Source organism: Streptomyces sp. NBC_00249 (assembly GCF_026342355.1).
GTDB lineage: Bacteria > Actinomycetota > Actinomycetes > Streptomycetales > Streptomycetaceae > Streptomyces.
This window is the reverse complement of sequence record NZ_JAPEMV010000001.1, coordinates 591,973-614,357: the sequence shown is the minus strand read 5'-3', so window position 1 is coordinate 614,357 and position 22,385 is coordinate 591,973. Positions and strand designations below refer to the sequence as shown.

Sequence of the window (22,385 nt, the reverse complement as noted above, 5' to 3'; positions counted from 1 at the left end):
GGTCAGCCGCCGGGGCGGGTCCCGGCGGCGAGCGTGCTGATCAGCGTACGCAGCACCGCACCGGAGTCGACCTCGGAGCCCAGTGACTCGGCGGCGGCCAGGCCGTCCACGGCGGCGGCGACGGCCTCGCCCAGCGGGCGCGGGTCCACGCCCCCGCCCCGCTCCTGGGCCAGCACCTGGAACAGCGCGACGAAACAGGCCCGCCAGCGCCGGTACTCCGCCTCCAGGCTCTCCCGGACCCGGGAGTCGTTCAGGGCGTGCCAGTGCAGTGCCGAGTGGAGCTGGGAGAGCTCCGCGCCCTCGGGCCGGCCGAGCAGCTCGACGACCCGCTCGGCCCGCTCCGCGAACGGCCCGGGAGCGGAGACCGCCTCCTCCAGGGGGTGGATCCACTCCGGGCGGATGTCCGCGACGACCGCCAGGACGAGATCGGTCCGGTCCTGGAAGTGGTAGTGGCACATCCCGTGCGAGACCCCGCACAGCGCCGCCACGTTGCGGGTGGTGAACCGTTCGCTCATCCCGCCGGACAGGAGGGTCCGCGCGGCGGCGATCAGCCGCGCCCGGGTCTGTTCGCCCTTCGCCGAGGCCCGGGGCCGCCGGGCGGGGACCGGGGGAGCGGACAGGTCAGGGGAGTCCTGCGCGGAAGCTGCCATGGCGTCACCCTAACGAGCCCGCCCGCCTCCACCTGCGGCTTTCCCCGATCCTGTGAAACACCTCCGTCCACACTATTGACCGAGCGCTTGGCCAGTTCTAGCTTTCCGGTCAACTCCGCATTCCCTGCGGTGAGTTGGAACCCCCAAGGAGACCCCTCGTGAACGATCACGCAGTGAACCCGGCCCCCGCGGGCATGGGCAGACGCAGGTTCCTGGCAGCGGCGGGCCTCACCGCCGCCGGCGCCGCCCTCGCGGCGGCCGAGGGGCGGGCACGGGCCGCGGGCCGCCCCGCCGCGGCGGGCGCCCTCCGGGTGCCGATCGAGGACGTACGCCACACCCGCACCTGGATGGCCTGGCCCGACAGCACCGCCATCTGGGGCGGCAAGCTCGGCGGCGTCCAGTCGGACATCGCGCTCATCGCCCGCACCATCGCCACGTACGAGCCCGTCTACCTCTGCGCCAACTCCGCCAGCGCCGCGAAGGCCCGCTCGATGTGCGGCCAGGCCGTCACCGTCGTCACCACCGTCCCCGTCGACGACTGCTGGATGCGCGACACCGGCCCGGTCTTCCGCACCGACGGCGCCGGCGGTCTCGACGCGGTCGGCCTGAACTTCAACGGCTGGGGCAACAAGCAGGCCCACGCCAAGGACGCCCTGGTCGCGGGCCGGATCGCCGCGTACGTCGGCGTCCCCTTCACCTCCGCCGCCCTGGTCGGCGAGGGCGGCGCCGTCGAGCAGGACGGCGCGGGCACCCTGATGGCCACCCGCAGCAGCCTGATCAACCGCAACCGCAACCCCGGCATGTCGCAGGCACAGGTCGAGGCCGCGCTGCGCACCGCCTACGGCGCCTCCAAGGTCATCTGGTTCGACGGCGTGACCGGCCAGGACATCACCGACGACCACGTCGACGCGACCTCCCGCTTCCTCGCCCCCGGCAAGGCCCTGGTCCAGATGCCGCTGGCCTCGGACACCGACGTGTACGCCAAGGACGCGCGCAAGCAGTACCAGGTCCTCTCCGCGGCCACGACCGCGGGCGGCGCCCGGATGGCCGTCGAGCAGCTCCAGGGCCCCGACTACTACAAGATCCGCTCCACCCACCGGGACTTCCTCGCCTCCTACGCCAACTACTACGTCTGCAACGGAGCCGTCATCAGCGGCCAGTTCGGCGACACCCGGGCCGACACCGCGGCCAGGGCCACCCTGGCCCGCCTCTTCCCGGGCCGGGTCGTCGAACAGCTCGACATCGACCGCCTCGGTACGGGGGGCGGCGGGATCCACTGCGTGACCCAGCAGCAACCGGTGCCGTAGCCCTGCCCGTGCGGTGACAGCACCCGACCCTGGCCTCCTTCCCGGAGGCCGGGGTCTTTTACTTTGCGCTCACGGGCGTGTCAAGTCCCGAATCTCCGGAACATGACCCGCCCCCACCCCCCGGGGCTTACTTGTGGTGCGGGCCTCACCGGAAACAAAACGAGGCGAAACCACCGCACCGACCCGGAACTCCGGATCGGAACACATATCCCTTTCAATCGGTAGGAGAAAGTCATGAACCGCAAGATTCGCACCAACAAGGTCGTCCGTCCCCACCGTCGCGGTTTCCGCCTCGCCACGCTGATCGCATCGGCCACGGTGGTTGCGGGAGGCGTGGTCCTCCCGGCCTCGATGGCATCGGCGGCCCCCATGCCGGCATCGGTCTCCTACGCCTTCCCCTCCGGGGGCGGCGCCGGCGGTGACGGCGGGGAAGGCGGCGGCGGGCTCGTCGGCGGCGGCGGTGGCTCCGGCGGCTCCGGTGGTGCCAGCGTCACCGGTGTCGGCGGCAACGGCGGCAACGGCGGCAAGGGCGGCGCCGGCATCCTCTCCGGCGGTGGCGGCGGCGGGGGCGGCGGCGGCGGTGAGGGCGTGATCGGCGGCGACGGCGGCAAGGGCGGAGACGGTGGTACCGGCCTCTTCGGCGGCAGCGCCGGCAACGGCGGCGGCGGCGGTGACGGCACCCTGGTCGGCGGCAACGGCGGCAAGGGTGGCAAGGGCGGCAACGGCGTCTTCCAGGGCGGCAACGGCGGCAAGGGCGGGAAGGGCGGCTTCGGCGGCATCTTCGGTGGCCTCGGCGGCGGTGGCGGCGCCGGAGGCACCAGCATCTTCTAAACCGCACGCAGCCTGACCAGTCCAACCGGGTGGAGGCCCCCAGGGGCCTCCACCCCCCCCCCCCAGCAACACCCTGATCAAGAAAACGGAGAAACCCCATGTTCACGAACACCTGGCAGCGTCCGCTCATCCTGGCCGCGGTCTCCCTGGCTTTCGTCACCGGTACGGCGTGCGCCGCGCAGGCTTCGCCGTCCCACACCCCGGCCGGCGTCAGCTCCTCGGTCCTGGCCGACCAGTCCGGGCACTGCACGGCGGGCGGCGCGGGCGGCGAAGGCGGCGAGGGCGGCAAGGGCGGAGCGGGCGGCAGGGGCGGTGAGCCCGGTCAGCCCGGTGAGCCCGGCAAGCCCGGCGGAGTGGGCTGCTTCCGGTTCGACGACCTGCCCGACAAGCCCAAGGCCGAACTGACCGTGGTGGACAAGGTCCACATCGTGATGGCCCTGCTGGCCGACGACTCGGACAAGACGAAGGACAAGCTCGTCAAGAAGTACAAGATCTCGCAGGACCAGATCGACACCTGGAAGAAGTACTACCTGGAGCGCAACTGGTTCGCCCTGATGGAAGGCAGCTACCCGCTCAACCCGTGACCCGCGGAAAACCGGCCAGCAATTACCCGCAGAAGTCGAAGGAGAATCCCATGAGCGTGCGATCCCGGTCCTGGAAATTCAGTCTCGGTTTTGTCATATCGACCACGGTGATCGGTGCCGCCGCGATGACTCCGGCCGCCATGGCGGCGCCGTCCGCCCTCCCGGGCCAGGCCGTCCACCAGTCGCTCGGCGGCGGGCACCAGGGCTACGGCGGCGGAAGCGGCGGCAGCGGACCCGGTACGGGCCGACTCGGCAGCGGAGTGCTCGGCGGCCTCAAATCGGGTACCGGCAGTGTGAAGGTGGGCAACGGCAGCGTCCGCGTCGGTGACAAGGTGTGCGCGGGCAACTGCAACGGAACGGTCAACGGCACGAACGGCGGCAACGGCGGAATCTGCGCCGGCCTCTGCAACGGCAGTGCCAACGGAGGCAACGGCACCAACGGCGGCCCGGCCGGCAACGGCCAGAACGGCGGCAAGGGCGGCATCTGCGCCGGGGTCTGCAACGGCAGTGCCAACGGAGGCAACGGAGGCAACGGCGGGGCCGCTCCGCCCGGCGGCGACGGAGGCAACGGCGGCAACGGTGGAGGCGGCGGCACCTGCGCCGGCACCTGCGGGGGCAGCGGCCAGGGCGGCCGCGGCGGCGACGGCGGCGACGGCTGACCGGCACCGGCCGGAGCCGAGAAGGCCCGGCCGGTGTCCCGCGGACCCGTGACGAACGGGCATACGTGTGGATCACTGGTTAGACTTTCAGGTACGGAAAGGCGGGGTCGCCTGATGGGAACGTCGTCGAACCTGCGCCCCTACGCGGGACGGCCCTCCGGCCTGATCGGGCAGCAGATCGCGGGCTATCGGATCGAGCGCCTGATCGGTCGCGGCGGCATGGCCGTCGTCTACTGCGCCAAGGACCTGCGCCTGGACCGTACGGTCGCCCTCAAGCTGATCACCCCTGAGCGGGCCAGTGACGAGACCTTCCGGGCCCGCTTCACCCACGAATCGCGCGTCGCGGCGAAGATCGACCACCCGCACATCGTGCCGATCTTCGAAGCCGGTGAGACCGACGGCGTCCTGTACATCGCCATGCGCTACGTCTCCGGGCTGGACCTGCGCGCCCTGCTGGACCGGGAGGGACCCCTCCCCGTCGCGACGGCGCTGCGCATCGCCGCCCAGGTGGCGTCCGCGCTCGACGCGGCCCACGAGCACGATCTCGTCCACCGGGACGTCAAGCCCGCCAACATCCTGGTCGCCGCGGGCACCGACAGCGACCACCCCGAACACGTCTACCTCACGGACTTCGGCCTGACGAAGAAATCGCTGTCGCTCAGCGGGTTCACCACGGCCGGCGAGTTCGTCGGCACCCTCGACTACATGGCCCCGGAACAGATCTCCGGCCGTCCCGTGGACGGCAGGTGCGATCTCTACAGCCTCGCCTGCGTGGTCTACGAGTCCCTCGCCGGCGGGCCGCCCTTCGTACGCGACGAGGACATGGCGCTGCTGTGGGCGCACCAGTACGACCAGCCCCCTCCCCTGACCGAGCGGCGGCCGGGCATCGAGCCCGCCGTCGCCGACGTGCTGACGAAGGCCCTGTCGAAGCTGCCCGAGGACCGCTACGACTCCTGCCTGGAGTTCGTGGCGGCCCTGCGCGCCGCCGTCGGGAACGGCAACGGCGCCGCCCGGTCCGCCGACGCGACGCCCCGTGACGACTCCGCGGCGCAGCCGCCCGCCGAGCCGCCGGCCTGGGCCCGGCCGGTCTTCTAGTGCCGTGCCGGGCGCCGTGACACGGTGAACCTTTCCGGTCACAGCACTAGAGTGCGCCCCGGCACGCAGAAGACCCGGTATCCGCTCCTCGGAAGCGGATACCGGGTCTTCTGCGTGCCGGGTGAGGGGGCCGGGGGTCACAGGCCCATGGAGACGGCCAGTCGGGTCATCTCGGCCGTGGTGTTGATGCCCAGCTTGGCCCGGATGCGGCGCAGGTACGCGTCGACGGTGTGCTTGGAGAGTCCCATGGAGCGCGCCGCCTGGGCGTAGGTGCAGCCCGCGGCGATGTGGCGCAGGGCCTCCTGCTCACGCGGGGCGAGAGCGGTCGAGGGGGCTTCGACGTGCGGCATGACGAGTGTGAGGCTCATGGGATTTCCTCCGACGTATCGGCTCGGTCATCTCTGCTCACGACCTCGGAAGCAGTGGGGACAAATCCAGGAATGTGGATGTATGTCCGTGTTAAAGAGCCTGTCGGGGGGAGTTCATGAAGGTGTCCGTCGACTGTCACGGGCGTGTCACAGGGGACGTCGCACGCGTGTCAGCGGCGCACATGGAGGTAGGGCGGGGCTCCTCAGAAGTCGACGAGGGACTGCTCGGCCCAGATGGTCTTGCCGATCGCGGCGTGCCGGGTGCCCCAGCGCTTGGCCAGCTGGGCGACCAGCAGCAGGCCCCGGCCTCCCTCGTCGAAGATCCGGGCCCGCCGCATGTGCGGGGCCGTGTTGCTCGCGTCGGAGACCTCGCAGATCAGGGTGGTCTTGTCGTGGATCAGCCGCAGCTGCACGGGTGGGGTGCCGTAGCGGATGGCGTTGGTGACCAGTTCGCTGACCACGAGCTCGGTGACGAAGGCCGCCTCGTCCAGTCCCCAGGCCGTCAGCTGCTCGGTGGCCAGCCGGCGGGCGTCGGCGACGACGGAGGGGTCGGACCGCAGGTCCCAGACGACGACCTGGTCGGAGTGCAGCGTCTGGGTCCGGGCCACGAGCAGCGCGACGTCGTCCTCGGGAACGTGCGTCAGCAGGGCCGTCAGGATCCGGTCGCACACCGCGTCCAGCGAGGACGCGGGCCGGGCCAGGGCCGTGAACAGGCTGTCCAGCGCCTCGTCGATGTCGTGGTCGCGGGCCTGCAGCAGGCCGTCGGTGTACAGGGCGAGCACACTGCCCTCGGGAAGCTCGACCTCGGCGGTCTCGAAGGGCAGGCCGCCCAGGCCCAGCGGAGGCCCGGCCGGGACGTCGAGGAGGTACACCGAGCCCTCCGGGGAGACCACGGCGGGCGGCGGGTGACCGGCCCGGGCGACGGTGCAGCGGCGGGTGACCGGGTCGTAGACCACGTACAGGCAGGTGGTGCCGATGCCCCCGCTGGATTCCCCCGCGGCATCCGGATCGGCCTCGTCGGCGGCCAGGTGGATGATGAGGTCGTCGAGGTGGGTGAGCAGCTCGTCGGGCGGCAGGTCGACATCGGCCAGGGTGCGTACGGCCGTCCGTACCCGGCCCATGGTGGCGGCGGCCCGCATGCCGTGGCCGACGACATCGCCGACCACCAGGGCCACCCGGGCCCCCGACAACGGGATCACGTCGAACCAGTCGCCGCCGACCCCCGCCTCGGTGGCGGCGGGCAGGTAGCGCGTGGCGATCTCCAGCGCCGTCTGCTGGGGCAGCGTGTGCGGGAGCAGGCTGCGCTGCAACGCCATCGTGCTGGTGTGCTCCCGGGCGTGGTGGCGCGCGTCGTGGACGCTGACGGCCGCCGTGGCCGCCAGTTCCCCGGCCGGCTCCTGAGCGGTGCGGGCACCGTCCAGCTCCCGCGCGGTGCGGTCGCCGTCCAGGAGCACCCGCTGCCGGTCCTCCCCGGTGGCCGTCCGCTCGTGCGCGGTCAGGAACACCGCGCGCACCCCGCCCTCCGGGTCCCGCACCGGGGTCAGCGAGGTGGCCCAGCCCTGCTGCTCCGTGCCCGCACCGGGCGCGTGGAAGAAACCGTCCACGTGCTGCGGCTCACCCGTCTCCCGTACCAGGCGCATCCGGCGCTGGATCTCCTCGCTCAGGGGATCCGGCACGATCTCCGGCAGGCGCAGCCCGCGCATCTCGGCCTCGGTGAGGGACAGCGCGTGCTCCGTGCAGGTGTTCGCCCGCACCAGCCGCAGGTCCGCGTCGAAGACCGCCTGGACGCAGGGGGACTGGGTGAACGCCCATTCCCGCAACGGTTCGGCCCGGTCCGTACGCGCCCCGCCCGCCACGGCCGACACCACGAACCACTTGGCGTTCCCGCCGGTGGACGTCCAGCGGTGCGCGAGCAGCCCCACCTCCAGCGGCCGCCCGTCCCGGTGCCGCAGGACCGCCGTGCCGCTCCACCGCTCCTGGCCCGGGGGGATCCGCGACGCCGCGTCGCCCGCGCCGTCGGCGAGCAGGCGTACGGCGGGAGTGCCCACGATCTCCTCGGGGACGTACCCGAGCAGCCGCCGGGCGTCCTCGCTCCACTCCGTCACGATGCCCTGCTCGCTGATGGTGGCCGTGGCCGTGTACGCCGCCTCGGGTTCGGCGGAGGCGTCCGACTCCTGCGGCCGCTCACCGGGAGAGGTGGGAAGTTGCTGCATCGCCGCTCATCTCGCCCTCGCTAGTTCCTGTGCAGCCGTCCACGGCAACCACCCGCACGGCCAGGGGTTCCACTGACAAGCATGATCCGGCGGGGCGAGGAGCACCAACGCAGTGCCGTCTCAGCCGGCCGGGGCCGCCAGGACCAGGGCGAGGACCGCGTCCCCGGCCCGCCACACCATCGCGCGGCGCCCCCCGCCGAGTACGGGCGGCCGCAGGCCCAGGATCGGTATGCCGCGCGGCGCGGAGCCGAAGATCCCGCTCCGGTCGGCCTTGACCGCGGCTTCCTTCAGCGCCCAGGCCCCCGCCATGACCTCCGGCCGGTCCGCATCGAGGAGGGCGAGTTCCCCAGGAGTGAAGGCGTGGTCCGCGACGCGGCGTACGGCGTCGGCCGAGGCGGTCTCGCAGAGGTCGACGCCGACCGGCTGCGGGGCGAGGGCCGCGGCGACGTAACCGGCGGTGTGGCTGAGGGAGACGACCGCGCCGGGCATCGGGATGCCGCTGACGGCGACGCGGGGGCTGCCGTCGTCCCGCGGGAGGATCTCCACCTCCTGCGCCGGAACCCCGAGGGCCTCGCCGACCAGGCGCTTGGCGAGCAGCCGGCCGGCCAGCCATTCGGCCTGCCGCCGGGCCGGCAGCGCGTCGGCCACCCGCTGTTCGGCCGGCGAGAGGTGCGGCGCCCGGCACAGACCCGAGCGGTGGGCCACGACGATCCCGGCTCCGCCCCACCGGTGGGTGCGCCCCGGGGTGATCGACGGGAAGGCGGCGTCCATGACGGGGTCCATGGCGTAGCGCACGACGGTGTCCATGACGGGGTCCTCAGGCGGCGGCCGGAGCCGTGTCCAGGAGCCGCAGCGCGCTCTCCAGCACGGTCACCGTGTGGCGGATCTGCTCGGGCGTGTGCTCGGAGGTGATGAAGAACCGCAGCCGGGCCAGTTCCTCGGGGACGGCCGGGTACAGGATCGGATTGACGCTGATGCCCTGCTCGAACAGGGCCTCCGCCAGACGCAGGGCCTTCAGCGAGTCCCCGACGATGCACGGGACGACCGGTGTGCCGTGGCTGTCCCCGATGTCGATGCCCGCCTCCCGCGCGAGGCGGACGAACAGCGCGGCGTTCTCCGCGAGACGGTCCACCCGCTGCGGCTCCGCGCGCAGCAGCCGCAGCGCGGCCAGCGACGCCGCCGTGTCGGCCGGGGTCATGCCCGCGCTGTAGACGAAGCCGGGAGCGGTGTAGCGCAGGTACTCGACGACGGAGCGGTTCCCCGCGACGTACCCGCCACAGCTGGCCAGCGCCTTCGACAAGGTGCCCGACCACAGGTCCACGTCCGAGCGGTCGACGCCGAAGTGCTCGCCGATGCCGCGCCCCGTCGCGCCGATGGTGCCGACGCTGTGCGCCTCGTCGATCATCAGCAGCGCGCCGTGCCGCCGCTTGACCTCGACGAGGGCGGGCAGGTCGGCGATGTCTCCGTCCATGCTGTACACGCCCTCGACGACGACGAGGACCCGCCGGTACTGGTGGCGGACCTGGGCGAGGACGGCGTCCAGGGCGGCCGCGTCGTTGTGGGGGAAGGGCCGCCGGGTCGCGCCGGACAGCTTGCAGCCCTGCAGGATGCTGTCGTGGGCCAGGGAGTCGTGGATGACGAGGTCCCCGGGGCCGACGAGGTGCCCGATCACGGTGACGTTGGTGGCGTGCCCGTTGGCCAGGGTGAGTGCGGACTCGCATCCGAGGAGACCGGCGAGCTCCGACTCCAGCTCCAGGTGGAGCGGGCGGCTGCCGGACAGCAGCCGGCTGGCGGACACCGAGGTGCCGCAGCGGTCGACCGCTTCCTTCGCCGCACCCGTCACTTGCGGGTCCGTCGCCATGCCCAGGTAGTTGTAGCTGGAGAAGGACAGGAGTTCCCGGCCGTCGACGACGGTCGTGTCCGTCATACCGCCCTCGTGGACGAGGAAGTACGGATTGGAGAGCTCCGTCTGCGCCAGGGCGGCGATCCTCTCGCCGTGGGCGGTGACCTCGGGGAAGCACTCGATCCGGGTCTGCTCCTCGGGCAGCGGGGCGGGGGCTTCGGCGACGGCCGGCCCGGCGGGCTCGGGGACCACGCTCAGGTGGACCGGCGGGGACTGCGGGGCCTCCTCGGCGCTCTCGGCGCGGGGTGCGGGGACCGCCGCCGGTGCCACGTCCGCGATCATCGCCGCGATGCGCGCGGTGGTCGGGCGGTCGGCGGCCCGCTCGTCGAACCTCCACTGCGGCCACTGTCGCTTGAGCGCGACGAACAGGTCGGTCAGCATCAGCGAGTCGAAACCGAGGTCGTCGACCAGCAGCTGGTCCGCGCGCAGGGAGTTCACCGGGAACGCGCTGATCCGGGCCACGTGCGCGAGCACGGCCTCGGTGACCTCCTCGAGGCTCCCGGTCGGCGCGGGGCGCTCGGCGGCGGGCGCGGGAGCGGCGGGCGTGGCGGCAGGGGCAGGGGCAGGTGTGGTGACCGGGGCGACGGGCGCAGGTGTGGTGACTGGGGCGGCGGCCGCCGGGGCGGTGACCGGGGCGGCAGCCTCTTCGGCGGGGGCAGCCGTAGCGGCCGGTGCGGCGGGGCTCGCCGCGGTGAGTGCGTCGCCGAGGGACTTCAGCAGGGTGGCCTGCTGCTGGACCAGCTGGAGCAGTTCGTTCATGGAGCCGTTCACCGCGTCGTTCGTGGGGGCGTTCATCGGGGTCTCCTCGGGCAGTGCGGGGGATGCCGGCCGGGGCCGGGGGGAGGTGGGCGGGGTGGGCGAGGCGGCCTTCTTCGCGGGGCGCTTGTCCGTCACCCAGTACGAGCGGGCGTCGAGCCTGGCCACGGGCAGGTCCAGCAGCCGTCGGTCCTCCTGGGGGACCAGGGCGCGCGGGTCGACGGGGGCTCCGAGGACCGCGAGCCGGGCGAGGGCCAGGACGAGGCTGCGGCCGTCGTCCGGCGCGGCCCCTTCGACGGGGACGACGTGCACGTCGCCGTGGCCCGCGAGGTTGCGGCGGACCGAGGTGAGGAGCGAGTTGCCGCCGGTCACCTGGAGGAAGACGCGGGCCCCCTCGTCGTAGGCGGTGCGGACGGCGTCGCTGAACCGGACCGGCGCCGACGCGTGCCGGGCCCACAGTTCGCGCAGCTGCTCGGGGTCGGTGACGGCCTCCGCGTTCACCGAGGACACGAACGCCACGGCGGGGCCGCTGATGCGGCGGGCGGCGAGGGCCGTGCGTACGGCCTCCTCGGCGCCGGCCAGCTGCGGCGAGTGGAAGGCGTTGGACACCTCCAGTGCCACCGTGACGATCCCGGCACCGGCGCAGGCCTGCCGCAGGGCGGCCAGTCCGTGCGGGGTGCCGCTGACCACGACCTGACGCGGCTGGTTGAAGCAGGCGAGCCACACGTCGTCGATGCCGTCCATGAGCTGGCGGCAGGTGTCCTTGTCGGTCTGGACTGCGAGCATCCCGCCCTCCAGGCCCTGCTCGGCCTGCCGCAGCGCCGCACCCCGCTGGGCCAGCAGCCGGACGGTGTCCGCGGCGGCGATCGCCCCGGCCGCCGCGGCCGCCGCGAACTCCCCGACGCTGTGCCCGAGGGCGAGGCCGGGAGTGACGCCGCAGTCGGCGAGGACCCGGGTGGCGGCGATCTGGACGGTACCGAGCAGGGGCTGGCACACCTCGGTGGAGGTGAGCCGCCGCCTGAACTCCTCGGTGTCGCCGCCGGCCGCCGCGGCCTCGCCGTACAGCAGGTCGGCGACGTCGAATCCGGTGTCCCGCCCGGCCACGGCGCCGAGGACGCCGACGGCCGAGCGGAAACCGGCGAACCGCTCGTACAGGTCCCGCATCATGCCGGGCCGCTGACTGCCCTGACCGGGGAAGAGGAAGGCGATGCGGCGCTGCGCTTCCGGCAGGGGGGCGTCGGCGGCGAACGCGCCGTCCCCGAGGTCGCCGCGGACTCCGGTGAGCAACTGCTCACGGGCGCCGCGCAGCCGCTGGACGAAGGCGTCCGTGTCGGCGGCCACGACCGCGAGCCGGGCGGTCAGCGTCTGGCGCCCGCCCAGGGTGTGGGCCAGGGCGGCCAGCGGCGGACGGTCCGCCGGGTCGAGCGCGTCCAGGGCGTCGAGCACGTCACCGATGTGCCGGTCCAGCAGTGCGGGGCTGCCGGCCGAGAGCAGGACGAGCAGCGGCGCGGGCACCGCGGCGGGTGCGGCGGGGGCGGCGGCGGCCGGGGCGGGCGCCTCCTCCAGCACCACGTGGACGTTGGTGCCGCCGAAACCGAAGGAGCTGACGGCGGCCCGGCGCGGGGCGTCCTCGCCCGGCCAGGGCAGCGCGGTGTCGGCGAAGCGCAGGCCGGCGGCGGCGATGTCGAGGTCCGGGTGGGGGGTGGTGCACGGCTGCGGGGCGATGGTGCGGTGGTGGACGACCAGGGTCGTCTTGATCAGTCCCGCGATGCCCGCAGCGGCGAGGGAGTGCCCGATGAGGGCCTTGCCCGAGCCGAGGTAGCACAGGGCGGGGTCCTCGTCGGGGTACTCGGTGCGCAGTCGGCGCAGGGCCTCGGCCTCGGCGCGGTCGCCGGCGGCGGTTCCGGTGCCGTGGGCCTCGAGGAAGCCGATGGAGGAGGGGGCGACGTCCGCGTCGTCGTAGGCGCGGCGCATGGCGCGCAGCTGGCCTTCGGCGGTGGGGACCAGGGGGCCGGGGGAGGCGCCGTCGTTGGCCGAGCCGATGCCCTTGATGACGGCGTAGACGCGGTCTCCGTCGGCGAGCGCGTCGGCGAGCGGCCGCAGGACGACGACACCGGCGCCCTCACCGAGGACGAAGCCGTCCGCCTCCTCGTCGAAGGGGCGGCACACCCCGGCGGCGGACAGGGCGCGGAGCCGGGAGAAACCGACGAGGCTGTCGGGGGTGAGGTTGAGGTACACGCCGCCGACGAGGGCGGTCCGGCAGCCGCCCTGGCGGATCTGGGCGACGGCCTGGTCGAGGGCGACCAGGGAGCCGGAGCAGGCGGCGTCGACGGTGAAGCTGGGGCCGCCGAGGCCGAACTGCCGGCTGACGGTCCCGGCCGCCATGTTGAGGAGGCTGCCCGGGAGGGTGAAGCTCTGCACCGCGCCGAGGGCTCCCGCCCGCTCCTTGACGGCGTCGCGGCCCTCGCGGTCGTCCGCGTCGAGGGCGTCCTCGGCCAGGGTGATGGCCCGGATGGGGGCCGACATGAGGTCCTTGTAGTCGGACACCGACACTCCGAAGAAGACGCCGGTGTTCTCCCGGTCGAAGTCGCCGCGGCCCAGTCCGGCGTCGTCGAGGGCCTCGCGGGAGACGTCGAGCATCATCCGGTGCTGCGGGTCCATGGCCCGGGCCCGGGCGGGCGGTACCCCGTAGTGCTGGGCGTCGAAGAGGTCCACGTCGGGGAGGAAGGCGACCTGGTCGGTGTAGGCGGCGTTGGGGGCCGAGCGGTTCACCGGTTCGTGGAAGGTCTCGTGGTTCCAGCGGGACGCGGGGACGGCGGCGAACTGTCGTTCCCCGCTGGTCAGGAGGTTCCAGTAGGCGCGGATGTCGGGGGCTCCGGGGAAGCGGCAGGCGAGTCCGGTGATGGCGATGTCGTTCATGGGGGTCTTCCCTTGTCTTGGTGGCCCGGCCGGGTGGTGGCCGGGGCGGTGGGGGCGGGGGTGAGGAGTGGGGTGAGGGGTGGGGGTGTGCGCCGGTGCGGTCAGCGGCGCGCGTGCGCGTGGGGGCGGACGGGGATCCGGCCCGGGGGGCACCGGCCGGGGGGCCGTCTCCCGGCGGGGGCCGGGGCCGGCCGGGGCGCCGGGGGCGGTGTCCGCCGCCTCAGGGCCTTCGGCGCCCACCAGTTCAGGCCGCCGGCCAGGCGCATGAGCGCCGGTACGAGGACGCCCCGGACGAGCGTGGCGTCGAGGAGGACGCCGAGGCCCGCGCCGATCCCGAAGAACTGGAGGAGGGAGACCTGGGAGGTGCCGAAGCTCAGGAGGGTGAAGGCGAGCAGGGCGCCGGCCGTCGTCACCATGCCGCCGGTGCGGGAGATGCCCGTGACGATCGAGGTGGCGTCGTCCTCCCCGGCGTCGTGGGCTTCCTTGATCCGCGCCAGGACGAACACCTCGTAGTCCACGGAGAGCCCGAAGACGATGCAGAACAGCAGCACCGGCATGGTCGTGCTGAGCGGTCCGGGCGTGAAGCCGAGCAGCCCGCTCAGATGACCCGTCTGGAAGATCCACACCATGGCCCCGAGGACCGCCGTCAGGCTCAGGGCGTTCAGTGCGATGGCCTTCAGCGGCAGCAGCACACTGCGCGTGAAACCGAACAGCAGGACGAAGGTGGTGACGGTGATGACGGAGAGCGCCAGCGGGAGCCGGTCGCCCACCGTGGCCTTGGCGTCGACCAGGACCGCGCTCGGTCCGCCGACGAGGACCTCGGTGCCCGCCGGGGCGGGCGTGCGGCGTACGTCGTGCACGAGCTGCTGGGCGGCGCTGGACTGGGGGTCCACCCGCGGCACCACGGACAGCCGGGCCGGGCCGCCGGCGGCGGGCGCCGTGACCTGGGCGACCTGCGGGAGCGCGGACAGCCGGTGGGCGTACTCCTGGCGGGCCTGCGGGGACGGCGTACCCGTCATGATGACGGTCAGCGCGCCGGAGCCCTTCGTGTCGAACGCGCCGCGCACCAGGTCGCCGGTCTGCCGGCTGGACGCGCTCACCGGCAGCGCCCGGTCGTCCGGGGTGGCGAAACCGGCGTGGGTGAACGGCCCGGAGAGCAGCACCAGCAGGCCGATCACCGGCAGCGCCGCGAGCAGCGGACGGCGTACGACGATCCGCGCCAGCCCCTCCCAGAAGCGGGACCGCGAGCCCTCCTGGACCCGGCGGCGCCCCGGCACGGGCCAGGCGTTGACCCGCTTGCCGAGCAGCGTCAGCAGCGCGGGCAGTACGGTCATGGCGCTCACCGCCGCGATCACGACGACGGCGATGCCGGCGTAGGCGAAGGAGCGCAGGAAGTACGGGGGGAACACCAGCAGCGTCGCGAGCGCGGCGCAGACCGTGGCGGCGCTGAAGGCGATCGTGTGGCCGGCGGTGCGCACGGTGCGGATGGCCGCGTTGCGCGGGTGGTAGCCGGCGGCGAGCTCCTCGCGGAACCGCGAGACGACCAGCAGGCCGTAGTCGATGCCCAGCCCCAGACCGAGCGCCGTGGTGAGGTTCAGGGCGAACACGGACACGTCGGTGACGGAGCCCAGGACGCTCAGGACCAGCAGCGTCCCGGCGACGGCCAGGACCCCGATCAGCAGGGGCAGCGCGGCGGCCACCACACTGCCGAAGACCAGGACCAGCAGGATCAGGGTGCCCGGCAGGACCACGGACTCGGCCCGCTTCAGGTCGGACTCGGAGAGGTCCTGGAGCTCGGCGTCGACGAGGGCGGAGCCGCCCACGTGCACCGACAGGGCCGTCGTGGAGGGCGAGGGGGTGCTCAGTCCGTCGCGCAGCCGCTCGGCCCGCGCCGCGAGCCGTTCCCCCTCGCCGTCCAGGTGTGCCACGAGCATGGCCGCGCGGCCGTCCCGGCTGCGCAGCCCGGCCGGGTCACCGGTCCAGTACGAGGTCACCGCGCTCACGTGCGGCTCGGCGGCCAGCCGCCGGGTCAGGGCCTCGCCCGCGTCGCGGGCCGCCGGGTCGTCGACGGAGCCGCCGCGGGCCTGTGCGACGACGACCAGGTTGGGGGAGGCCCCCAGGTCCCGGGCCGCGATCTGGGCGGCGCGGCTGGACTCGGACCGCGGGTCGTCGTACCCCTGCGTCTTCAGCCGGCCGGACGCCCCGGCCCCGAACACGCCCGCCACCACGAGGAACAGCAGCGCGGCGAGGAGGACGAGCCGGGGGCGACGGGTCACGAGGACACCTGCGCGGGGGTACATGCTGCCTCCGATGGCGAGGGCGGTTTCCGTCCTCCCGCTCTGTGCGGGAGGGAAGGCTTCCACCGTGCCCGGAGGAGGCGCGGGGCCGTAGCCCCGGCTGTTCGTTACTTGACAGCGGCCGGAATGTCGTTTTCCCAGGTCAGTCCACGTGCCAGAGCTTCCGGTAGGCCTCCTGGTAGCCCTGCGGGTCCCAGGAGGTGGCCCCGCCGCTGTTGTCCGCCGTCACCACGTGCACGGGCGCGACGTACCCGCTGGCGGGCTGGCCGGCGAAGGCCCGGTTGAACTCGTCGACGATCTGCCAGCCCTGCTGGGCCAGCGGCTCGGGGACGGTGGCGGCCTGGTAGCCGTGGCTGTTGACGCGCTGGAAGGCGGAAGGGTCGCCGTCGCCCGCACCGATGTTGAAGGGCGGCCCCGCACCCGGGCGTCCGGCGGCGCGCAGCGCGGGCGCGGCGTCGGCGAAGTAGAGGTCGTTGATCGCGACGGAATGGGTCCAGCGGTGCCCGAAGCGCGACAGCAGGGAGGAGACCTGCTGCGGGGTGCGCTGGCTCGCGTCCGGGATGGGGATGTTCGCGGACGCCAGCAGCCGTACCCCGGGACAGGTGCCCAGCCGCTGTTCGATCAGCTCGGACTTGTGGTGGGCGAACGGGATGGAGTCGTCGGTGAAGACCACGACCCCGGCGTCGCCGCCGGACGTGGCGATGACCCAGTCCGCGCTGATCCCCGCGACCTCCTCCACCTTCGTGGTGATGTTGGTGAAGAGCGGGGGACTGGTGCTCGGCCCCGGCGAGCCGACCGCGTGCCAGCCGATCAGGGGGATGCCCGCGGCCGCCGCCCGCGCCGTCTGCTGCGCCGTGAGCCGGGGGTCGAAACCGCCGATGACGATCCCGGACGGCTTGAGGGTGACCGCCTGGCTGAGCGCGGCCTGGATCCCGGCCGGGGTGCCCTGCCCGTCGATCACCCGGACCTGCCAGCCGATGGCGGCCGCCGCTTCCCGCAGGCCCTTGGCGACTCCGGCGACACCCGGGTTGGTCATGGTCTGCGCGACGAAGACGACGGTCCTGTCGTCCGCCGCCTCGGGCCCGGTCGTGGGGCCGGTCCAGGAGGCGTCCGTACGTTCGGCCCGAGCGACGGCCTCCTTCGCCTTCGCGAGGACCTCCGGGCAGCCGGTGGCCGGGGGCGGGGCGGGGGACGATGCGGCGGCCGGGGGCCGTGGCGGGCTGCCGCCGCAGCCCGCGACGAGGGCGCCGGCGGCGGCCGCCCACAGGGCCGCGGCCGCGAGGAGGGGGTGGCGGTTGCGGTGCACGGTGCTCCTGACGGGGGTGCTCGGGGCAGAGGGGAGTTTGCACTAGGGGACGGCGGCCGGCTGCCGGTCAGCCGTGGCCCGGGCGCGCAGCCGCCGTCGGGCCGCGTAGCCGGCCAGGCCGACCGACACCAGCAGCGTGCCGCCGTTGAACAGGGGGGTGGCCCAGAACTGGGCGCCGAGCTGGCCGATCCCCGCGAGCCCCACGGCGAGCACGCTGACGGCCACCAGGGTGCCCAGCGCGTTGGCCCGGCCCGGCCTGATGGTGGTGGAGCCGAGCAGCGCGCCGACGAAGGCGGGCAGCAGGTAGTCCAGGCCGACGCTCGGGTTGCCGATCTGCTGCTGCGCGGCCAGCAGCACCCCCGAGACGCCCACGACCAGACCCGATCCCGCGAAGGCGTAGACGGAGTACCTGCGGGTGGGGATGCCGATGATGCCGGCGGCGCGCGGGTTGGAGCCGACGACGTACAGGTACCGGCCGAACGGCAGCCGCTCCAGCACCACCCACAGCACGACGACGGCGGCGAGCACGTAGAAGGCGGGCAGCGGCAGACCGAGCAAGGAGGAGTCGTAGAGGGCGGTGAAGGAGGCCGGCAGGCCCTGTGGGCCGGGCACGATCCGGCCGCCGTCGGTGAGCCATCCGGTCAGGGCGTACATGATGCTGCCCGTGCCGAGCGTGGCGATGAAGGAGTCGATCCGGGCGAACTCGACGACCACCCCGTTCAGGGCGCCCACCAGCGCCCCGCCGACGACGACCACGAGGCAGGCGAGCGGCCAGGGCGTCCCGGCGTCGACGATCAGGTACATCACCAGGACGTGCGCCAGGCCCAGCCCGTAGCCGATGGACAGGTCGAACTTGCCGGTGGCGATGGGGATCGTCGCCCCGAGCGCGAGGAGGGCGGGGATCGACTGGTTGGACAGGATCGAGGACACGTTGTCCCGGGTGGGGAAGGTGTCCGGCAGGGCCACGGAGAAGACCAGGAAGAGCAGGACGGTCAGGGCCGGCAGGCCGTAGCTCCCGATGAAGTGCCCGCGCGGGGACCAGCGCGTCACGGGGCGGCCGTGCTTCCGGTGATCGCGGGCATGGCCGAGGCGGCGCGGGTGAGCGCGGCCGGTGTCAGGGCGGCGCCCGCCTGCTCGGCCGCCACCGCACCGCCCACGAAGACCAGCGCACGGTGGCACAGGTCCGCGACCTCCTCGAAGTCGGTGGACACCAGCAGGACCGCCAGACCGCCGGCGGCCGCGTCGTCGATCAGCCGGTGGATCGCCGCCTTGGCCCCGACGTCCACGCTCGCCGTCGGCTCCTCCAGGACCAGCAGCCGCAGCCGAGCCCGCAGCGCCCGGCCGAGCACGACCTTCTGCTGATGACCGCCCGACAGGGTGGCGAGGGGTACCTCGCTGTCACGGGGCCGCACCGAGAACCGTTCGATCAGCGCCGCGGCCTCGCGCCGCTCGCCCCGGGGACCGAGCCAGCGCCACGCCGGGACCCCGGCCGCCCGCGGGTTGGCCAGGAAGTTCTCCCGGACCGTCAGATCGGGGGCGCAGCCCTCCTCCTGACGGTCGGCGGCCACGAGCCCCACGCCCCGGCCGAGGGCGGCCGCCACACCCCGCGGCCGGTACGGGCGGCCGTCGAGCAGCACCCGCCCGCCGAGCAGCGGCTCCGCGCCGGCCAGGGCGCGGCCCAGGTGGGTGTGCCCGGCGCCGGTCAGCCCGACCATGCCGAGGATCTCCCCGGGCGCCAGTTCCAGGCTGACGGGCCCGGTCCGCCGCGTCGTCACGGAGTCCAGCCGCAGCACGGGAGCACGGCCGGACGCGGGCATTGCGGCGTCCGGCCCGCGTCCGGCCGGTACGCCTCCCGCGATGTCGTGGACCAGGCGGGAGGGGCCGTACCCGGCGAGCGGACCCTCGCTGACCAGGCGGCCGTCGCGCAGGACGGCGAAGGAGTCCGCGACCCGGTACACCTCGTCGAGCCGGTGGGTGACGTACAGGATGCCGTGGCCCCGGTCGCGCAGGGTGTGCAGGACACCGAAGAGGCGGGCGCAGTCCGCGGCGGGGAGGGTGGCCGTCGGCTCGTCGAGGACGAACAGCTCCGCGCGCCGCGCGAGGGCCCGGGCGATGGCCACCAGGGACCGTTCGGCGGGCGCGAGGTCCGCGACCGGGGTGTCGGCGTCCAGGTGCCCGGCGACGATGCCCAGTGCCTCGGCGCACTGTTCGCGGGTCCGCCGCCAGGAGATCAGGCCGTGGCGGCGCGGGTAGCCGGTGCCCAGGGCGATGTTCTCGGCGACCGTCATCCACTCGACGAGGCCGGGGTCCTGGTGGATGAAGGACATCTTCCCGGCGGCGGCCTCCGACCCGAGCGGGTGCCCGGCCACCGTGACCTCGCCCTCGTCGGCGTGGTGGACCCCGGCGAGCACCTTGATGAGCGTGGACTTCCCGGCGCCGTTGGGGCCGAGGAGCGCGAGGACGCTGCCGCGGTGCAGGTCCAGGCCCACCGCGTCGAGCGCGACGGTGCCGCCGAACCGCTTGCCGAGACCGCGGATCCGTACGAGCGGTTCCCCGCCGGGGCGCCGGGGCGGGCGGCTCGTCGAGGTGTCGGATGTGTCATGGGCGTCATGCACGGACGTCTCCGGGGCCGACCTCGGATCCCCCTCCGGTGAGGGTGGGACAGAGAGGATGCTAAGCGGAGTGGAGCGGCAATCCGGTGCATGACGGCCGTTACGCCGCGTCCAGGGCGCATTCGGCCCAGATGACCTTGCCGCGGGGGGTGTAGCGGGTGCCCCACGCCTGGGCCAGCTGCGCGACGAGGAACAGGCCGCGCCCGCCCTCGTCGGTGCTGGCGGCCCGCCGCATGTGCGGGGCGGTACTGCTGCCGTCGGAGACCTCGCAGATCAGGGCGCGGTCGTGGATCAGGCGGACCTGGATCGGCTCGGTGCCGTAGCGGATCGCGTTGGTGACCAGCTCGCTCAGCAGCAGTTCGGCGGCGAACGCGAGCTCCTCCAGCCCCCAGTCGGCCAGCCGCGCGGTGGCGGCGGCGCGGATGTCGCAGACCCGCGCGGGGTCGGAGGGCAGGTCCCAGGTCGCGATCCGGTCGGCGGGCAGGGTGTGGGTGCGGGCGACGAGCAGGGCGATGTCGTCGGCGGGGTGCTCGGGCGCCATCGCGTCCATGACCGCCCGACAGGTGTCCTCGGGGGTCCGGCCCCGGTGGGCCAGGGTGCGCTGGAGCTGTTCGAGGGCGACGTCGATGTCGCGGTGGCGGTCCTCGACGAGCCCGTCGGTGTAGAGGACGAGCGTGCTGTCCTCGGGGAGCTCGATCTCGGCCGTCTCGAAGGGCAGGCCGCCCAGGCCCAGCGGGGGCCCGGCGGGCAGGTCGGGGAAGGACGCGGTGCCGTCGGGGTGGACCACGGCCGGCGGGAGGTGGCCGGCCCGGGCCATGGTGCACAGCCGCGAGGTGGGGTCGTAGATCGCGTACAGGCAGGTGGCGCCGACGATGCCGTTGCTGCCCGTGGGGTGGTCGTCCCCCTCCTCCCGGTCCAGGCGGACCAGGAGGTTGTCCAGGTGGGTGAGCAGCTCGTCCGGGGCCAGTTCCAGTTCGGCGAAGTTGCGTGCCGCGGTCCGCAGCCGGCCCATCGTGGCGGCGGCGTGCAGCCCGTGGCCGACGACGTCGCCCACCAGGAGGGCGACGCGGGCACCCGACAGCGGGATGACGTCGAACCAGTCGCCGCCCACCCCGGACTCGGCCGGCAGGTAGCGGTGGGCGACCTCCACGGCGCCCTGCTCGGGCAGGCCGCGCGGGAGCAGGCTCCGCTGCAGCGCCAGGGCCAGGGCGTGCTCCCGGGTGTAGCGGCGGGCGTTGTCGATGCACAGGGCGGCGCGCGCCGAGAGTTCCTGGGCCAGCCGGGTGTCGTCGTCCCCGAAGGGGGCGGGGTCCGTCGCGCGGTAGAAGCTGGCGATGCCCAGCAGCACCCCGCGGGCGAGCAGCGGGACGGCGATGAGGGAGTGCACGCCGTGCGCGAGGACCGACCGGGAGCGCTCGGGACTCTGGGCGAGCCAGCCCGCCGCCGACCTCAGCTCGGGTTCCAGGACGGGCTGCCCGCTGGTCAGACAACGCAGCTGGGGAGTGGCCGGCCCGAGCTCCACGTGCCGTCCGGCCGGGTAGAAGGGGCAATCGTCGCGGATGCCGTGGACCACCGCGCGGAACAGCTCCCCGCCGGGACCGCCCGGTTCGTCGCCGCGCAGCACGGCTTCGGGCAGGTCGACGGTGACGTAGTCGGCCAGGGCCGGTACCGCCGTCTCGGCGAGCTCCATGGCGGTGCGGCTCACGTCCAGGGTGGTGCCGATGCGGCTGCTGGCATCGACCAGCAGCTCCAGGCGCCGCCGCGCCTCGACGGCGTACTTCCCGACCTCCGGCTCGCCCACCAGCACCAGGCCGCGGACCGTTCCGGGACGGGGCCCGGCGGCCGTGGGCGGCTCCTGCCTGCCGGACGGCCCGGGGCGGGGCGGGACCGGCAGGTCGTGGCCCCCCGGCGGGCCGCCGCTGAGCACGGCCTCGACGACCATCCCCGCCACCCCGGAGCGGCTCGTGACCGGGCGGCTCAGCAAGGTGGCCTCCCGGCCGTGGCGCAGGGCCACGTCGACGGTCGCCCGCTGTGAGGCGGCGATCAGCTCGGTCGCCTTCTCCTTCAGGACCCGCTGGTCGTGCGCGTCCAGCGCCAGGGGGACCCGCTCCTGCGGCGCGCCCGCCCCGGCGGGCTGCCCGTCCAGGGCGCCCCCGCCCGGCAGGGACCCGCGCTCGGCGTCGAGGTACGTCCGCAGGAGCCCCCGCTCGCGGGCCGAGCTCTGCTCCATCAGCCGCCGCTCGATGCTCTCCGCCGCCCGGCGGAGCAGCACGGGGAGGGCGGGATGCTCGTAGGCGTGCGGGTAGCCGAAGCAGAGCACTCCCACGATGCGCCCGCTGAGCTGGTCGCGGATGGGGACGGCGCAGCAGGCGCTCGCCTGGGCGCGCTGGGCGAAGTGCTCGGCGCCGTACACCTGGATGGGGCCCCGTTCGGCCAGGGCGAGGCCGATGCCGTTGGTCCCGGCGAACCGCTCGGCGAAGACGAAGCCGGGCACGGTCTGGATGGGGGGCAGGCTCCGCGCGAGGGAGGGCTCGCCGAACCGGCGTTGCAGCACCGTGCCGTCGGCGTCGGCCACGGAGACGTTCATCTGGCTGCCCGAGAACCGGGACTGCAGCCGGTCCAGGACGGGAGCGGCGGCCCGCACGAGGCGGCTGTCCGGGTCGAAGTCGTCCCGGTAGGGCAGCTCCGTCTGGTCCGCGGACAGTCCCAGCAGCCGGCAGCGCAGCCACGAGTTCAGGATCGGGCTCCGTACCCCGGTCTCGACCGACTCGCCGACCAGGAACCGCTCACGGGAGCGTGCGGGGCCTATCTGCTCTCCCGTGACCCCCATCTGCATCACTTCCCCTGGCCGGTGCGCCCTCGGGCGTACCGGGATGACGGTTGAA

Annotated in this window: 15 protein-coding genes; 5 read left to right on the top strand and 10 right to left on the bottom strand. The window is 74.0% G+C overall.

What is annotated here, in order from left to right; all coding sequences use genetic code 11:
• Window positions 1-2 precede the first annotated feature (2 nt).
• A complete protein-coding gene (locus OOK31_RS02860; protein ID WP_267010720.1) occupies window positions 3-650 on the bottom strand; it encodes a TetR/AcrR family transcriptional regulator in 648 nt (215 codons plus the stop codon).
• Window positions 651-808: 158 nt separating this feature from the next.
• Here OOK31_RS02860 and OOK31_RS02855 point away from each other — a divergent pair, with 158 nt between their 5' ends.
• The 5 genes from OOK31_RS02855 (at window position 809) to OOK31_RS02835 (ending at window position 5,126) form a co-directional block, all read left to right on the top strand.
• Window positions 809-1,957 (top strand): agmatine/peptidylarginine deiminase, encoded by a 1,149-nt coding sequence (locus OOK31_RS02855; protein WP_267010719.1) that lies wholly within the window; start codon window positions 809-811, stop codon window positions 1,955-1,957.
• A gap of 234 nt (window positions 1,958-2,191) precedes the next feature.
• The gene (locus OOK31_RS02850) at window positions 2,192-2,788 is read left to right on the top strand and encodes a hypothetical protein (protein ID WP_267010718.1); all 597 of its coding nucleotides are present in this window, start codon (window positions 2,192-2,194) and stop codon (window positions 2,786-2,788) included.
• A 98-nt stretch (window positions 2,789-2,886) separates the two neighbouring features.
• Window positions 2,887-3,372: a hypothetical protein gene (locus OOK31_RS02845; protein WP_267010717.1), complete on the top strand. Its 486-nt coding sequence runs from the start codon at window positions 2,887-2,889 to the stop codon at window positions 3,370-3,372.
• 50 nt (window positions 3,373-3,422) lie between these two features.
• Window positions 3,423-4,031 carry a hypothetical protein gene (locus OOK31_RS02840; RefSeq protein ID WP_267010716.1) on the top strand — a complete coding sequence of 203 codons (609 nt, stop codon included), beginning with the start codon at window positions 3,423-3,425 and terminating at the stop codon, window positions 4,029-4,031.
• Between the two features lie 114 nt (window positions 4,032-4,145).
• Entirely contained in the window at window positions 4,146-5,126 is a 981-nt protein-coding gene (locus OOK31_RS02835; RefSeq protein ID WP_267010715.1) for a serine/threonine-protein kinase, read from the top strand.
• A 137-nt stretch (window positions 5,127-5,263) separates the two neighbouring features.
• Here the strand turns inward: OOK31_RS02835 and OOK31_RS02830 are convergent, their stop codons facing one another.
• The 9 genes from OOK31_RS02830 to OOK31_RS02790 all read right to left on the bottom strand — a co-directional run bounded on the left by OOK31_RS02830 (window position 5,264) and on the right by OOK31_RS02790 (window position 22,330).
• Window positions 5,264-5,494, bottom strand: coding sequence for a response regulator transcription factor (locus OOK31_RS02830; RefSeq protein ID WP_267010714.1), 231 nt, complete (start codon window positions 5,492-5,494; stop codon window positions 5,264-5,266).
• Between the two features lie 203 nt (window positions 5,495-5,697).
• Window positions 5,698-7,707, bottom strand: coding sequence for a SpoIIE family protein phosphatase (locus OOK31_RS02825; RefSeq protein ID WP_267010713.1), 2,010 nt, complete (start codon window positions 7,705-7,707; stop codon window positions 5,698-5,700).
• 120 nt (window positions 7,708-7,827) lie between these two features.
• Window positions 7,828-8,514, bottom strand: coding sequence for a 4'-phosphopantetheinyl transferase superfamily protein (locus OOK31_RS02820; RefSeq protein WP_267010712.1), 687 nt, complete (start codon window positions 8,512-8,514; stop codon window positions 7,828-7,830).
• Window positions 8,515-8,524: 10 nt separating this feature from the next.
• A complete protein-coding gene (locus OOK31_RS02815) occupies window positions 8,525-13,285 on the bottom strand; it encodes a type I polyketide synthase (protein WP_267010711.1) in 4,761 nt (1,586 codons plus the stop codon).
• A 101-nt stretch (window positions 13,286-13,386) separates the two neighbouring features.
• Entirely contained in the window at window positions 13,387-15,561 is a 2,175-nt protein-coding gene (locus OOK31_RS02810) for an MMPL family transporter (protein ID WP_267010710.1), read from the bottom strand.
• 163 nt (window positions 15,562-15,724) lie between these two features.
• A complete protein-coding gene (locus OOK31_RS02805; protein ID WP_267010709.1) occupies window positions 15,725-16,888 on the bottom strand; it encodes a substrate-binding domain-containing protein in 1,164 nt (387 codons plus the stop codon).
• Between the two features lie 42 nt (window positions 16,889-16,930).
• Window positions 16,931-17,938 (bottom strand): ABC transporter permease, encoded by a 1,008-nt coding sequence (locus OOK31_RS02800; protein WP_267010708.1) that lies wholly within the window; start codon window positions 17,936-17,938, stop codon window positions 16,931-16,933.
• Entirely contained in the window at window positions 17,935-19,503 is a 1,569-nt protein-coding gene (locus tag OOK31_RS02795; RefSeq protein ID WP_267010707.1) for a sugar ABC transporter ATP-binding protein, read from the bottom strand. The genes OOK31_RS02800 and OOK31_RS02795 overlap by 4 nt, the downstream gene beginning before the upstream one ends.
• Window positions 19,504-19,600: 97 nt before the next feature.
• Complete coding sequence (locus OOK31_RS02790; protein WP_267010706.1) at window positions 19,601-22,330, bottom strand: SpoIIE family protein phosphatase; 2,730 nt, start codon at window positions 22,328-22,330, stop codon at window positions 19,601-19,603.
• Window positions 22,331-22,385: the final 55 nt, after the last annotated feature.